Source organism: Fervidibacillus halotolerans (assembly GCF_026547205.1).
In the GTDB taxonomy this organism is placed as follows: Bacteria; Bacillota; Bacilli; order Bacillales; family Caldibacillaceae; genus Fervidibacillus; species Fervidibacillus halotolerans.
Genome location: NZ_CP106877.1, coordinates 2,151,329 through 2,167,643 on the forward strand (window position 1 = coordinate 2,151,329; position 16,315 = coordinate 2,167,643).

The 16,315-nt window shown below is 37.4% G+C and carries 11 protein-coding genes, 1 pseudogene and 1 CRISPR repeat array; of the genes and pseudogenes, 4 read left to right on the forward strand and 8 right to left on the reverse strand.

From position 1 onward, the window contains the following. Positions 1-248 precede the first annotated feature (248 nt). The 6 genes and pseudogenes from OE105_RS10300 to OE105_RS10325 form a co-directional block, all read right to left on the reverse strand. The gene (locus OE105_RS10300; protein WP_275420095.1) at positions 249-893 is read right to left on the reverse strand and encodes a DDE-type integrase/transposase/recombinase; all 645 of its coding nucleotides are present in this window, start codon (positions 891-893) and stop codon (positions 249-251) included. A 641-nt stretch (positions 894-1,534) separates the two neighbouring features. Further along, positions 1,535-3,109: a PTS fructose transporter subunit IIABC gene (locus OE105_RS10305; RefSeq protein WP_420842523.1), complete on the reverse strand. Its 1,575-nt coding sequence runs from the start codon at positions 3,107-3,109 to the stop codon at positions 1,535-1,537. A 60-nt stretch (positions 3,110-3,169) separates the two neighbouring features. Continuing rightward, a complete protein-coding gene (gene pfkB / locus OE105_RS10310) occupies positions 3,170-4,081 on the reverse strand; it encodes a 1-phosphofructokinase (protein WP_275420096.1) in 912 nt (303 codons plus the stop codon). Continuing rightward, the gene (locus tag OE105_RS10315) at positions 4,078-4,833 is read right to left on the reverse strand and encodes a DeoR/GlpR family DNA-binding transcription regulator (protein WP_275420097.1); all 756 of its coding nucleotides are present in this window, start codon (positions 4,831-4,833) and stop codon (positions 4,078-4,080) included. The genes pfkB and OE105_RS10315 overlap by 4 nt, the downstream gene beginning before the upstream one ends. A 299-nt stretch (positions 4,834-5,132) precedes the next feature. Then, positions 5,133-5,726 carry an HAD-IA family hydrolase gene (locus tag OE105_RS10320; protein WP_275420098.1) on the reverse strand — a complete coding sequence of 198 codons (594 nt, stop codon included), beginning with the start codon at positions 5,724-5,726 and terminating at the stop codon, positions 5,133-5,135. Between the two features lie 397 nt (positions 5,727-6,123). Further along, positions 6,124-6,489 (reverse strand): annotated as a pseudogene (locus tag OE105_RS10325) (RNA-guided endonuclease InsQ/TnpB family protein); the annotation flags it as partial. Positions 6,490-6,607: 118 nt separating this feature from the next. Here OE105_RS10325 and OE105_RS10330 point away from each other — a divergent pair. Continuing rightward, a complete protein-coding gene (locus OE105_RS10330) occupies positions 6,608-7,627 on the forward strand; it encodes a hypothetical protein (RefSeq protein WP_275420099.1) in 1,020 nt (339 codons plus the stop codon). Between the two features lies 1 nt (position 7,628). Continuing rightward, positions 7,629-8,987 (forward strand): hypothetical protein, encoded by a 1,359-nt coding sequence (locus tag OE105_RS10335; RefSeq protein ID WP_275420100.1) that lies wholly within the window; start codon positions 7,629-7,631, stop codon positions 8,985-8,987. A gap of 174 nt (positions 8,988-9,161) precedes the next feature. Here OE105_RS10335 and OE105_RS10340 read toward each other — a convergent pair whose 3' ends face one another. Further along, positions 9,162-10,232, reverse strand: a complete 1,071-nt coding sequence (locus OE105_RS10340) for a M15 family metallopeptidase (protein ID WP_275420101.1) — start codon at positions 10,230-10,232, stop codon at positions 9,162-9,164. A 177-nt stretch (positions 10,233-10,409) separates the two neighbouring features. Here OE105_RS10340 and OE105_RS10345 point away from each other — a divergent pair, with 177 nt between their 5' ends. Continuing rightward, positions 10,410-11,693, forward strand: a complete 1,284-nt coding sequence (locus OE105_RS10345) for an MFS transporter (RefSeq protein WP_275420102.1) — start codon at positions 10,410-10,412, stop codon at positions 11,691-11,693. 675 nt (positions 11,694-12,368) lie between these two features. Further along, the gene (locus OE105_RS10350; RefSeq protein ID WP_275420103.1) at positions 12,369-12,821 is read left to right on the forward strand and encodes a hypothetical protein; all 453 of its coding nucleotides are present in this window, start codon (positions 12,369-12,371) and stop codon (positions 12,819-12,821) included. A 772-nt stretch (positions 12,822-13,593) separates the two neighbouring features. Beyond that, positions 13,594-14,754: a CRISPR direct-repeat array (repeat unit 30 nt; unit sequence GTTTCAATCCCTCATAGGTAAGATCAAAAC). A gap of 258 nt (positions 14,755-15,012) precedes the next feature. Here OE105_RS10350 and csx2 read toward each other — a convergent pair. Beyond that, on the reverse strand, positions 15,013-16,290 hold the full coding sequence (gene csx2, locus OE105_RS10355) for a TIGR02221 family CRISPR-associated protein (protein ID WP_275420104.1): 1,278 nt from the start codon (positions 16,288-16,290) through the stop codon (positions 15,013-15,015). Between the last annotated feature and the right edge of the window lie 25 nt (positions 16,291-16,315).

Consider the following 16,315-nt stretch of genomic DNA (forward strand, 5'->3'; position numbering starts at 1 on the left):
TGGATTGATCCCTTTCTAAACTTTATCAAAATTATTGTAATAAAACATCTGATTATAATCAGCATTTTTTAAACGCTTTTTTTGTAGAAAATCAAATTTTGCAAAACACTCAATTACATATAATACCAAATAATTCCCGTTTCAAGGAAAGCGGATTGACCCCCTAAATTTGGACACATCTTATCTTATTTTAGGTTATTCTCAAAATTTCTCATTTTTTCTTGGCAAGAAGACAAAATCCTCTTGCCTTATACGCGAACTTCTTTGATGATTAACGATTCCGTTTGCGCTTTTTTGTAAAATTCATGCGGTGGAAGATCGAGAATACTCGAATGAATCCTTCGCTCGTTATAAAATTTCTTGTACTCCATCACAGCTTGATAAGCTTCTTTATAGCTATCAAACGCCATTCTTCCTAAACATTCCTCCTCCAGTAAACGATGAAACGCTTCAATATGCGCATTCATATTCGGCGTCCGTGGTGGAATCCGTTCATGTTCGATTCCAAATCTCTCACAGGCGGCTTCAAAGGCATGAGAAATAAATTGCGGGCAGTTGTCTGTCCAAATCACAGGTTTATTTGCCTGTTCAAATTGCTGACGCTTCAATAACGCTCTTTGAAGCGTCTTTACGGCATCGCTTCCTGAACAACTCAACCCAATATGGTAATCAATTACCGAACGGTCATACACATCGATGAGCGATAAAACAAAGAAAAAGCGTTCTTCTCCTTCGATATATCCATATTTCACATCCATTTCCCATAATTGATTCGAACCGGTAATGATACGATTCCGAGCGAGTTTCTTTGGATATTGAATCCGTTTCTCTCGCTGCGGACGTAGTAAATCCATCGCTTTACACAATCGATAAACCTTTTTGTTACTGATCACAAGCTGATGGTCTCTTCTTAACTGAATGGTCAGCTTGCGATATCCGTAGGAAAATCCTCCTTACATCACAAGCTCAGAGAGCCTTTCTTAGATTTGTTCGTCTGACACTTTTTCGCCAGTTGCCGTTAGAGTGTAGCCAGGTGTTGGACGTCCCCCACCTACTGTTTTCTCCTCGACTTTTCCAATCTGCTGATAATAGTAGGTTGAGCGATTGATTTCTACAATCTTCAATACTTTTGTAATCGGATATCCTTTCTTGATCCACTGCTCGGCTACTTCCAATTTTTCAGTAAGTGAGGGTTCTTCTTTTTTATCAAATCACGCAAAATCGCGATTTCTAAATCTTTTTCCCCTAATCGCTTCTTGAGCTGCTCGTTTTCTTCCGCCAGCCGTTTGATTTCAGCTGAAGAGGAAGAGGATACCATTTCTTGTCCTAGTTTTCCTTCTTCATATGCCTTACCCCTCTTTGCACAAGATTCGGGCTAAGCTCGTATCTTCTAGCTACCCTTCTTTCACCACTTGTAGCTTAAAAAAAGAAAACGGAAATCTAGCGATCGATATACTGTCGATACACTTGATTCCCGTATGATCCTAAAAATTTTTCACACATACATTTTGATTTTATTCAATTCGTTTGAATCCTATTTTTCGTTTTTAATTGGTCGTTTTAAAATGCCGAGCAATATTGCGGTGACGAAAGAGCCGATTAAAATTGCCAATGCATATAGCCACGTATTTCCTTCCACAAACGGGATAACGAAAACTCCACCGTGGGGGGCCATTAAGCCGATACCAAAGAACATACTCAACGCTCCCGCTGTTGCCGAACCGATAATAATTGACGGAATGACCCGTAACGGATCGGCTGCTGCGAAGGGGATGGCACCTTCCGTAATAAAGGAAGCACCCATGATGAAATTCGAAATACCAGCATCCCGTTCATTTTTCGTAAACCGATTTTTAAAGAGGACGGTCGCAATCGCAATTCCTAAAGGAGGTACCATTCCACCTGCCATAATGGCTGCATGGGGCATGAATTGTCCTGCTTCAATCATGGCAATTCCGAATGTGTATGCAGCCTTATTAATCGGGCCGCCCATATCAACCGCCATCATTCCACCTAAAAGCAAACCTAACAAAACGAGATTTCCCGTACCTAATCCATCTAACCAGTCGATCAAAAAGAGATTAAAACTTTTCACTGGATCGATCAAAATAAAATGCATGATCAAACCGGTAATCGCGATTCCAAAAAACGGATAGATTAATACAGGTTTAATTCCTTCTAAACTTTGCGGCAAACCACTAAACAGTTTTTTCAAACCTACAACTAAATATCCTGCTAAAAATCCAGCAATTAAACCGCCTAAAAATCCCGCTCCACCTTGTGCAGCCATCAACCCACCAACCATACCGGGAGCCAGTCCTGGACGATCAGCGATACTCATAGCAATGAATCCTGCCAAAATTGGCACCATTAACATAAAGGCGTTTCCACCACCAATGGTGCTTAACGCTGCAGCAAACTCGTTGTAGGAAGGATCGTTCGGATCAGCAGAGTGAATTCCAAACATAAAGGAAATCGCAATCAAAATTCCGCCCCCTACAACAAAAGGAAGCATGTTGGAAACACCGTTCATTAAATGTTTATAAATACCTTTCGTCGGTCCGAATTGGGTTTCTTCTTTTTCCGTACCTTCCCCTTGGTAAACAGGTGCTTCTTGTTTCACCGCTTTTTCCAATAGTTCTTCCGGTTTACGAATCGCATCGGAAACGGGAACCTCGATGACATGTTTCCCTTTAAAACGATCCATCTCCACTTTCGTATCCGCAGCGACAATTACGGCAGTAGCCCGTTCGATATCTTCTTTCGTTAATACATTTTTCTTCCCATCGGAACCATTCGTTTCAACTTTGATCGAAATATTTTTTTCCTTTCCTTTTTCCGTCAATGCATCCGCTGCCATATACGTATGGGCAATACCCGTTGGACAAGCTGTTACGGCAACGATATATGGGCCTTTATTCGTCGAATTTTTTTCTGTCGTATGCGTTTCCTTTTCGTCTGAATCATATTGATCAATAATGGACAAAATTTCCTCTTCCGTTTTTGCCGATAACAAACGGGAACGAATTTCTTCCTTCATTAGCAATTTAGATAATCGGGCCAAAGCTTCTAAATGGGTTTGATTCGCTCCTTCTGTTGCAGCGATCATAAAGATTAAATGGGCAGGTTGATTATCTAAAGTATTTCCAGGGGACAGGAACCCCTATTTCTATAATTTCCCGATTTGAACTTTTGGGAGTAATGCTTCAATTGAGTCCCGACTACATAGATCTTTCGAAAAGGCAGTTGCACTTCCCGATGCAACACCAAATCGAAATGCTTCTAACACATCATTCGTCTTCACAAATGTTCCGATAAATCCAGCTACCAAAGAGTCTCCTGCACCTACGGAATTTTTCACTTTCCCCTTTGGTACCGTTGCTTTCCAAACGCCATCTTTATTGAAATAAAGTGCCCCTTGTTCTGCCATCGATACGACGAGATGTTCGACTCCTTTTTCAATTACTTGCTTACCACAAGTAATGGCTTCTTCCATATTCGTAATTTCCCTTTGAAACAGTTCACCTAATTCATGATGATTCGGCTTCATAAAAAACGGTTTGTAAGAAAGAAGTTGCGCGAGGGGAGGGCCTGAGACATCAACAACCAAGTTCACTCCCCGTTCATCGGCCAATTCGCCAACCTTTTTGTACAAATCCTCTGACCAATTACGAGGTGCACTCCCAGCTAAAACAAGCACATCCCCCCTTTGAAGTTGTCCAATTTTTTGAAAAAAAGAATCGATGTCTTTTTCACAGATTTCCATACCTTGTCCATTAATTTCTGTTTCTTCATCGCTTTTTAACTTAATGTTAATTCTCGTTAACCCTTCTGTTACGACAAAATCGGTTTGTACCCCTTCTTCTTGTAAAATCGTTTCAATGTACTGACCGGTAAACCCGCCAATAAATCCGAAGGCGGTTGACGGTACAGAAAGACGATTCAACACCCGGGATACATTGATGCCCTTTCCACCGGGATATACTTCCGTTCGTTTTGCCCGATTCAATATTCCTGTCTGAAAATCCTCCACCTCGACAATGTAGTCTATGGATGGATTCATCGTTACTGTATAAATCATTGTTCCACAACCTCGATGTTTGTTTTTTGTAAAAAGAGATCCTGCTGTTCGATTTGTAGTTGATCCGTAATAATCGTCGCTGCCGATATATCCGCTATTTTCGCGAAGGAAATTTCATTGAATTTCGAATGATCAGCAAGGACGTATGTGTCCCTCGCTAACTGAATAGCCCGTTGTTTCACCGCAGCTTCCTCTGGATCCGGTGTCGTGTAGCCAAATTCACTATGGATTCCATTTACGCCAAGGAAACATTTATCGAACCGATATTGATTCATACTAAGTAGTGCTCCATTTCCAATGACTGCACCAGTCGTCGGCTTCATAAATCCACCAACAACATAGGAACGGATGCCTTTCTTTAGAAGCTTGTCAATATGATGCAAACCGTTCGTCACGACGACGATGTTTTGATCCTTTGTTAAAAAATCGATCATTTGATGGATCGTCGTTCCTGCATCTAAAAAAATACAGTCACCCTTTTCGATAAGACTTGCCGCGTGTTTTGCAATAATTCTTTTTTCTTGAATGAATTTGGTCGACTTTTCCGCAACATCCGGCTCTGCCAATTTTCCTTGAAGCCGTTCAGCACCACCATGGACCCGTTTTAAATACTTTTCCTTTTCCAAAAAGGCCAAATCCCTACGTATAGTCGATTCCGACGTATTCGTCAGTTTTACAAGTTCTTGAATTGTAACGACCTGTTTTTCCTTTAATTTTTCAATAATTAATTTGTGCCTTTCAACGGTTAACAATGTTATTCCACCTTTAACAAATAAAAATTCAAGGTAAGAAAACGCTTCCTTCAAATTTTAGTTTACGACGACTCCCCTTCAAAGTCAATCATTTTTTATCAAATCCATTCATTTTCAATCAATTTTAACAAAAAAACGGTCATTATTTTTCAAAAATCCGTCAAAAACAGACAATACAGTTAGATTCATTTGCCAAATTCATTCAAAGTCATCCAAAATAACCCAGATATCATCCCGCTCCGATTCCCTTTATTAACGCATAAAAAAGACTGAGGATATATTCCCTCAGCCAATAAATATTATTCGACCATTTTCTTCGCTACTTTTTCAAAAAACTCATCATAATGATCAATGTAAAAATCTGCGCCCTCTTCCCGATTTTGAAAAAGACATGTCTTCGCTCCGATTGCCTGTCCAGGGAGGATATCGAGCAATCGATCGCCGATTACTAAATCGACATGATGCTTCCGATGCAAATATTCATAGGAAGCTGGATTCGGTTTTCGCGGGAATCCATCATCACCTGTTACAATTGCTGAAAAATAATTCGTCCAACCGTGATAATCGATGATTCGTTCTGCTTCCCGTCGAATTTTATGGGTCATAATGACATTTTTCCCGACGCTTTTTAATACCTTTTCAACACTTGGAAACGGTTGGATTTTACTTGCTGGCCACTCCTTTTCCATCTGGCGCATTTTTTCCACAGTGTCCGTTGAAAGACCGAATACGTTCACTGCATGAAAATAAGACACTTTCAACACCTTTAAAACTTCTTCATCGGAAAGATTTTCTGAAATAAATTTTTGAAAAATTTCCGTATACATCGGGTATGTATTAAATAACGTACCGTCAAAATCCCATAGAACCGTTAACGTCTTTAATTTTTCCAATGTTGATCCTCGCTCCTTTATCCCGTTAGTCAACATGCATACATCCCAAAAAGCATTTTCTAAAATTGATGAAGACAAATAAAAAGGGGGCCAATCCCCCAGTCATTTTCCCATAAACATCTACGTTTTTCAATGTTTTCCTGAAATATGCATAAAATTCATCCAATCATTGTTTGCGATTCAAAATTCGTTTTTCGTTACATGTTGGTGGCAGGCGATCGTGTTCGATTGAGCGCAATAACTTTGTAGATGAATGGCATTTCACTCACGAAAATAAGGGTGTAAAATACTCCCACCATCTACGCTTGGCTTATAGGTGGGGGCTTCTCGGGTATTCCCATCTCATGATTGGAAGTTGGCCGATCGATCTCCGTGTGCCCCACGGTTCGAGGACAAGTTAGGTTATCGCTAATCGTTTCATGCCCTCATGTTTGATATTGATTGCCGCATTGACGTCCCTGTCGCTTTCGAATCCACATTCACAGCGAAAGGTACGCTCAGAAAGAGATAGCCACTCCTTGACTTGACCGCAACACGAACACGTTTTGGATGAGGGGAACCATTTGTCGATTTTGACCAGTTTCTTCCCCTGTTCTTCCAATTTGTACTGAAGGAAAGAGGTGAACATGCCCCAGCCGTTGTCATGAACGCTTTGACCGAAATGGAGGGCTTGCGACATCCCCTTCATGTTGAGGTCTTCGATGACCACGCAATCATAAAGTTTTGCTAATTTGTGCGACTCTTTGTGCAGAAAGTCTTTTCGAATGATAGGAAAAATGTCGTAAAATGCTTCTTGAAAATATAGTTCTTTTTTGATATTTTACAATTATTAGTTTAAATGTACAATTTTTACAAAAGAGAAAAAGAAAGAGGGGATTATTATGCCATTGCCTTTAATTCCATTAATCGTAGCGGGAGCAACAGCAGCATCAGCAGCGATCGCTGGCAAGAAAGGTTATGATTCCTATCAAAATATTAAAGAAACAAAAGCCATTGCAGAGAAATTAGAATCAAAATATGGGGTCGCCCATAGTCGATTAGAAAAAGCTCGAAAAGCAACAAATAACACTTTTGAAAAATACGGCTTATTAAAGCTAGAAATATTGGATCATTCTATGAAAAATTTTGTGGATACGTTTAAACAAATTAAAAATGTTCATTTTAAGGACGAAGCAGTAACACAAGAATTCGTCGCAAAAACGGATTTAGAAGAATTCATTGTGGATATTGAAAAACAAGTTGTGAAAGCCAATCATGTTTTTGCAGCTGGTGCCACCTCAATAGCTGGTGGGGGATTAGCAGCAATGGGAGCTATAGGGGCAACAACAGCTTTTGCATCCGCCTCGACAGGAACAGCAATTGCTTCTTTAAGTGGTATAGCCGCTAAAAATGCAACATTAGCCTTTTTAGGCGGCGGAGCATTAAGCGCCGGCGGATTAGGCGTTGCCGGGGGGACAATGGTTCTCGGTGGGATTGCGTTAGCTCCAGCGCTTGCCATTGGCAGTTTAATTTTTTCATCAACGACAGAAAAGAAACTTGAAGAAATGTATAAAAAGAAAGCTGAAATTGAAGCAGAAATACAGAAAATAAATTCTGCAATCAATGTCATGAAGCAAATTGAAAGAACAACGATTGAAATGTATAAAATGACCGAAAGTACAAAAGAATTATTCGATGAAAAAATCAAACAAATGAAGGACGTTATCTATAAAAACGGAGTCGATTACAACAATTATTCTGAAAAAGACAAAAATATTATTTATCAAAATTACAAGCTTGCAGTTATTATGAAAGAAATTTTAAACACTTCCATCCTTACTGAGGACGGTGAGTTAGCTCCAAACTTAAATGACTTTATTAAGGAGCAAAAACAGAAGATTTATCAGTTTGGAGCGCATTAATATGAAGGGTGTCCATCAAAATGACATCAATCATATTGCTGGACAAGTAGCAAGCCAAAGTGTGGAACGTCTAGGCAATAGCTTAAATGAAACAGTGGCAGGGAATCATCGGTTAATTGAGGTTGCCAAACAATACATGAATTGTGATGATAGTATCACGCAAGGCCGTTTATTTGAAATCATTGAAACGAGGAAATTTAACGTTAATGCCGCAAAAGCAGGGGAATTATTAAGGGCTGTAACAACGGAACAGTTAGGGATGCCCCATCATGAAGCCGATGTTCTCATCAAAAATCCGACTGGCGATGTTTTACGGGAAATTCAAGCTAAATCCGGATCAAAGGCTTCTCATCTTGCTAATTATATAAGAGATGAGAAATACAAGGGCATGGATCGATTAGTTAACGTCGAACATGAAAAACGAGTCGAAGAATTGATGAATACCCGCATTGAAAAAGGCGGCATTTTTACAGAGCAGTATAAAGATGCGCAGGCAAACTTAAAAGGACAGCTAGAATACGGAGGAATCTCCAGCGGAGGCACAACATATGAAGAAGCTCTTGAAGCGGCGAAAAATCCCGAAAAGTACGTCTTAAAGTCTAACGCCCAAGAATTATTTTCAGGAATCTCCAATGCGATGATAAGCGGCGCTTTAGCAGGGGCTTTTGTCGGTGGCGCAGTAAATATGACAACGGGCATTTTCAAAGGTGAATTTTCTGTGAAAGAGACAGGGAAAGCGGCTTTAAATAGCGCTACCCGAGGAGGGGTCATCGGCGGCATTGCCTATGGGTTCAAATATTTAGGGAGAAATACCCAAATTATGACCGGTAATGTGGCAGCTGCCCTTGCCAGTTCTGCCGTCAACATGACCGAGAGCACTTATAAATTTTTGACAGGTCAAATTACGACCGAAGAGTACGTCGAACAGCTAGGAAAAAATGCTGTCAGTTGTTTTTCAGGAATTGTCATGACCGCTGCCGGAGGGATGCTATTTGGTCCCATAGGGGCAGCAGTTGCCGGCACAGTATCACTCATTGGTATGAGACAACTGTATAACGTATTTACTTCTGCTCGCGAAAATTTAGAACTGGCTCGTGAGGCAAGACTTAAAGCCGAAGCGTTATCTGCCCTATTAATTGAAAAAGTAAAGGAAGAAGAGCGCGCACTCATAGCCTATTACAAAGAATATGAAGAAACTTTTAAAAATATTAGACACTTCGTCAACTTGGCTATTGCGGATGATACTTTCACCGAACAAGCCATTGTTTCATTAGCTGAAGGATTGAATGTGCAATTCCAATTCGATACCCTTGAAAAATTCTCTGATTTTATGTTAAGTGATGATACCCTCGAGTTATGAAAATATGGTGATCCGTCTCCCAATACGCCAAATACCGGATCGACATAATAGCTCCACAATGGACGAAATCCGTTCATTGTGGAGCTTGCTTTTTACATTGTGCTTCCCTTTGCTACAAATGTTCAATACTTTACTTCTCCCATAATCAATCGGATTTCATTAGTGTTAAAACGACTATTTCGATTGGACGTGATCGAAAAATTCTTCCAATGTCCATCCGTTTTCAAAAATAACCGTCGCCGCTTCCACTCCGATATAACGAAAATGCCACGGCTCGTATTGGTAACCTGTAATAGACTCCTTTCCCTTTGGATACCGGAGAATAAAACCGTATTTATGGGCATTGTTTTCTAACCATTTTCCTTCCGCCGTTTGACCGAAACTTTCCACGAGCTGTTGATTCACACTATAGGCGGTTATATCCATCGTCAAGCCCGTTTGATGTTCACTCGTTCCCGGTTGTGCAACGGCCATCGATGCCTTTTCATATCCGACCGCTTCCACTTCCCGATTAAATAAATAACTTTGTGTTTGATACGACCGAAATCCGGACCGGGCAATCAATGTAATCCCTTCTTTTTTCGCATCTGTAAACATCCTTTCCAACGCAACTGCCGCTTCTTTCCGTAAATAGTTCTGTTCCACATTTTGAAAAACGAAAGGCACATTTGGTAAAACGAGATCACTCGGTCGATAAGTGGACGGTAAGTAGAAACGCTTATTTGCTAAAACTAAAATATTCGTTGGATTTTGAATCGTCTCTTTCCCATCGATCGTTTCAATTTGATTAAAAAATTCGCTTCCTAAAAAATACGTTCCATTTGCGAATGTAAGATCGACTTCCGTTGGTTCAAAATCATTATCCGGCTGTTGGACAGGTTCTTCCTTCTGTTCAGAGGGAGGAGGTTCCGATTCGTTTTCTTCACGATCGATATCAGCTGTTTCCTCTTTCATCATGGCAAAGTAATCTTCCCACGGTTCCAATGCCTTCTCATCGATCGGAATCGTACGCAAGCTCCCATGGGAAACGAATAAAATTTGTTCGTCCGTTAAAGTAGTTGGGCCATTGCTACAACTGGAAAGAAAAAGGACAATAGTAACCGAAAGCGCAAACACCATACTTCGCAATACATCCACCTCTTTAATAAAAATTAGCCGTTCTTTATTAAGAACAAATTTATAAAAATTATTCCTTCCCATTTCATTATATCGGAATCCTTTCGTTAAAGCATCATTTTTCATCATTCAATGATTTTCGATTAATCAGGATCAAACATGTTGGAATTTACTCGATGATAAAATAAGATAAATTTCATTTGTTTTAAATATTCGGTTTTTATTGTTTTTTTCAATATTAACAATATTATTTTTTGTGTTAAAATATTTTAGTAATTTCTTAGAATTCAAGGGGTAGGGTGAAGAATGAAAACATTTCAATCGTTCGATCGAAATATACGTATTCGCTTTTTGTTAACTTTTTTCGCATTGATAAACACAGCAATGGTCATGCCTTATACAGTTGTTTATTTTTCTACTAAAATTGGACCCGAGTTAACGACCATTATGATATTTATTATCGGAACGGTCAGTTTAATCGGGTATATTTTCGGAGGGATAATCACCGATCGTTTTGGTCGGAAAAAGTTAATCATTATTAGTGAAATTTTAACGGGAATTGGTTTTATCATCGTAAGTTACTTTGATTCAATAAAAAATTTTTTTGTACTCCCTATATTAATTTCTTTTAGTATTATTTACTTTTTCCAATCAGCTGCTAACCCTGCATACTCCGCACTACTCATAGATTCCAGCGAAGGACACGATCGAAAGGCAATGTATACGTATTTAACGTGGATCTCAAATATAGCTTTTGCATTAGGAATTCTTCTTGGCGGTTTCTTTTTTGAACATTATTCCTACATTTTATATTTTTTTGTAGGGGCAACGTCTTTCATTTCTGCAATCTGTACATATTTTTTAATTAAGGATTATTACTATGAAAAATTGAAAGATCAAATGGGAAAACAACAAAAGAAACAGACTTCTGAAAAGAAATCGTTCATTCAATCCAATTTAAGGTTATTCTCCGTTTTCTTTATTCTTCTCTATTTAGGTGGATTATTACTCTCTCTCCTTAAAGAACAACTTCCAAACTATTTAAGTGTACGATTCGTTTCAAAGTATCCGATTAGCGAGAATATTCATCTAACTGGTTACAATATGATTAGTCTATTGCATTTGGAAGATACTTTATTAACAGCATTTGCTGCTGGAATTATACTGAAGCTGACTAGGAAATTTTCGGACAAAAGCAACTTATTATTCGGATTAATGTTATTTATATCTGGATATGTTTTTTTAAGCTATTTTATTCACCCAGTACTTCTTTTAATTGGTATGTTATTTATAGCAGTTGGTAAATTAATTTACAATCCAACTTTGTCATCGATCGTTGCGAATGCAGTCCCTGAACATTCTAGAGGTACCGTCTTATCAATATTAGGATTAATGGACGCATTAGGTGGAATTTTATCGGGTTTATTTATTTGGGGAAGTAAATATCTTTCAGAAACGATGATTACTTGGATATTTATTTGTATTGGACTGGTCATCCTATTTATTTATCAAAAAGTATATAGCAAGTATGAAAGGGCAGAAGAGAAGCGAGATTTAAATCGGGATCAGATTTTTAAACAGAATTATTAATTTTTCTTTTTCCATGCATAAAACTGAGGGAGTGGGAAAGTGAATTACGGGTTTCTACAAGAAACTTGAAGCATACGAATACTGCAAAAACGATTATAACGGAGTAAAAATTCTTCAAATACCGCCTCATACCCCAACCGTGCCAGGAGTATGATGAACATTTACTAAAGGGAGAGAAATAGAACGAGAACATGAGAAGAAGTTGAATATAACATGACTAAATTTCGTATTCCAGTATTTGATTGATACGAAAAAATTGAGGGAAAATCCTATTCTCGCAATATATTCGTCGTGTATATAAACTTGATCTATTCCTCGAAACAGTGGGGTATATATGATTACATTTCACAACAAGCATATGCCCTTCAAGCTCATCTATATGTAATGAACTCATTCACTTCTTTATAATTATAAGAACCAGAAATCCCTCTCTTTCTCAACCAAAATCTTTTGGTGAAGAGGTTAAAAAATTATTAACGATGAATTACCTCAGCTATTCATTGAATTCATGTATAACAATATTTCATCCGATTCCCGTACGATTGCTTAGAAAGACTTCGAAATTCATCGAAGAAATGTTTAAGCATTTTAAAACCCCTTATTTATCATTTTTTTGGTAAAATATAGATAATTACAAATGATTGAATAATACTTTATAAAGTGAGGGGGATTCATTTGAAAAATCTTGCTTGGTTAAAAGGTTTAATCTTCGGAATTTTATCTTCTTTATTTTCCGCATGGTTAGTTATGTTTTTTGGGCAAATTTTAGCAGATGGTCTCATGTCTTTTTGGGGTGAACTATGGTTATATTACGCGGTGATCATTCCCTTTGCTATTGCTTTCACCATACTAGGCGTTTACTTTGACAAAAATGAGGTAACAAATAAAAAACGTTGGATGATCAGTTTGCTATGTGCATTTTTTGTCACATGGTTTAGTGGAACAATTGGAGCAATTTTTGGAGAAGCGATCGTAAGGGGCGGTTTAGATACACTACCGATTGAAGATGTTTTAATTTGGGGCACAATTTACGCTTTCATACTTCTTCCTATTACTATATTTTACGCCAGATTTTTGGTGGAATTTCTTTATCATATTATTAGACCGGAACTTAAAGTATCAAGTTAAAAACGAACTCAACCACATGAATGATTACAAGGAATCGTTGAAATGAACAAAACCATTACCGTTTAACATTTTAAAAACGATTAGGAAAAGTTCAAAATTGAAGCAATCCGTTTCGAAAAATGATTGTTAAAATTCGATTCGTTCATTACAAAAGTGGGAGGACGGTTAAATCAGGAACAATTTATGTTTAACACTTTCCCGTATTTCGCAGTTCAATAAACATTGTTTATGATTTAAATAACATTTTCACCATCGGAATAGTTCCTATGAATCTTTCATTATAATTTCCATACTCAAATGCATTTTTTCTTGTTCTTTGTCAAATATTGGGGTAAAAGCTACCGAACTTCCTCTTGGCAGCCTTTACCCCATATGTTTTTATTTGTGCAATCATAAAATCCCTTTCCTCAAACGTTTAAATCTTCGATACAAAAGGCATATCCTTTCATAACTTTCGTATAATTGTTGGCCCGTTCATTTCTATCCTTTTGAAAAATCCTTCCTATAATACCTTTTTCCTTCTCTATAAAAACAGCTAAATCCTACAACCTTTTCCATTCTATCAATAGAAAGAAGCCCATACCTAAAGTGAGATATGGACTACGAAATTTCATTTGTATTCACAAAGACAATTGAAATGTATTTTTGACTCTACTCTATAGCCAAAATTAACAAAGAAGTCCTCTCTCATACCTGTATTTTTTGATAATCGGTTACAAATGTTCAGTCCTTATAGGTAAAATCAATACGGGCGGTTCATCGTGCCGAGATCCTTTCAATCCCTCATAGGTAAGATCAAAACCCGCCTCACAAACGACCGCACGTACGGTTTTTTCCGGTTTCAATCCCTCATAGGTAAGATCAAAACGACCGAGTACTTTTGAAGGAGATCGTGAGTTGGGTTTAGTTTCAATCCCTCATAGGTAAGATCAAAACAATAAATACATGATTATGAATATCTCCACCAACAAAAAGTTTCAATCCCTCATAGGTAAGATCAAAACGTAAATACCGCAAACCCTACTTTAAGAATTTACAACGTGTTTCAATCCCTCATAGGTAAGATCAAAACACTATCATTGCCCTGATGACGGCGATCCAGTAGGGTGTTTCAATCCCTCATAGGTAAGATCAAAACCTGTTGGGTATCGGGCGAGTAGAACATCTTATTTAGTTTCAATCCCTCATAGGTAAGATCAAAACAGAAAACTCAATAATCAAACGAAGAACCGCGCTAATGTTTCAATCCCTCATAGGTAAGATCAAAACGGTCTCACTACATGAGTACAGAGGAAACAAGCTACTGTTTCAATCCCTCATAGGTAAGATCAAAACACTCATCCGAAATGGAAATTAGATCGAGAATTTTTGTTTCAATCCCTCATAGGTAAGATCAAAACCCGTCCGGAATATCGAAAACCGGTACTTCATCTTTGGTTTCAATCCCTCATAGGTAAGATCAAAACGTTCAGCCGTTATGGAAGTTGATGACGTGGAAATGGGAGTTTCAATCCCTCATAGGTAAGATCAAAACTACCCCCTCGCTTTTTTCGTTTCACTCATTTTTCATGTTTCAATCCCTCATAGGTAAGATCAAAACTCATTTTTTTGAGTCTTAGCCATTTTTAAATCCCTCCTAGTTTCAATCCCTCATAGGTAAGATCAAAACAATATGAACAAGAGCATCCGTTTTATAATGGATGCAGTTTCAATCCCTCATAGGTAAGATCAAAACGACGAAAGATGATATTAACGTAGACGAACAATTTGAGTTTCAATCCCTCATAGGTAAGATCAAAACGCGAAACAAACCGCGAATCATCGACGTTTCGCACGTGTTTCAATCCCTCATAGGTAAGATCAAAACCCAAACCAGTCATTTTTTAAAGAAAGTTCGATAAGAGTTTCAATCCCTCATAGGTAAGATCAAAACCCAAAAAATGTTGGTAAATCAACATTTTTCGGTTATTCGATTTTTCAGAAACATTATAACAAACCAGGATTTTTTTGACAACTAGTGGTTAAAAAAGACTGGTAAAACAACGATTAAGAGATATTGTGAAAAAATCACAAACTGTCGTCGATCCCCCGGGTTTTTTGCACTACTGGAGGTCGACGACAATAGGGATTTCGATAGAAGATAATTTTCGATATTTTTTGTAAAATGTTAACTCTCAAAAAAGGAAGCCCTTTATTTTCCTAGATTTGATTTGTAAAATTTTAAAAGATGTTGTTTATAGTCCTTAAAGGATTCATTAAAATGTTTTTCAAGTTTATCATATTTGAGTGGATTTTTTCTCCAACCCGCATGATTAATATCATTCCTATTATCTTTAATTTTATTAATAATCTTCAAAAGTTCTTTGTATTGGAGGAGTTCTTTGATTAACTCATGATCTTCATGATTAAGGAAATTTGCGTGTTCCTTAGGTCTTTGTGTAATTTTAATTGCTTCATTTATTATATCATTCGCTCTCTTCCTATAAGAATATTCTTTCACATCCCAATTTTGGACTATGCAAATAGCTGTAATTACTAATTCATCAGCCAATGTATAAGATTGTTGGTAAAGACCATGGTTATAACACCATTCTATAGCAGCAATACCAGAAAATATTGGATCATTATCCACTAGTGGTTTAATCTCCTGTTCTACGTTAGAAAGTAATTCGTTAAGCGGATTAAAAATTGGTCGTAACATTTCACTCTTAATATTTTCTATGCTATTGATCGCTTCTTCTGCAACTTCAGGAAGTTGAGGGCTCCGATTTGTTTGTAATGAACCTACCAATTCACTCCATGATTTTGCCAATTTTTCTACCTGTTTCGCATCAACAGCATTTTGTCTTTCAACTTTTTGAATCGATTTACTTTTTTCATTTAACCAATCTGATAAACTTTCAACTCTTCCTGTTTTTATAAAAGCATATACGTTTGTAATCCAATCTTGTAATTCAACGAAAGAAGTTAAATCTATAATTGGAAACTTCTTCTCAGCTGATTTGGGATCATAAACACCATAAAAAATTCCATCCACTAAAATATTTTTTGTGATTCTTGCAAAGTGAAGCGATAAAAGGGCCAACATCGGTTGAAATCGAAATGAATGCGTAATATCAAAAACGATACGATCTTCTTTTTCAATTGAATTAATAATTATCTCAAAGAGATTCCAGATTGTATTTATTTCTTGTTTTGATGAAATATCATGTATTTTAATTGTTAGCTTATCTTCATTTACATACTCTTGCAACTGATCGTACAATTTTTCATCGCCTAACCAATTATTATTTTTTGCTTCAGGCGTCAACAACATATGGATCTCATCAATTTTAATCCCTTCGTTTCGATAAATATCCACAATTGCTTTTTGAATATATTCGGTTGGTTTTGCTACAACATCACCTAAATAATATTCACACGTTTCATATCTAGTTGGTCCTAAAAAAGATATCATTTTCCTCTTCATACAATCATCCTCAATTGTTTAATAT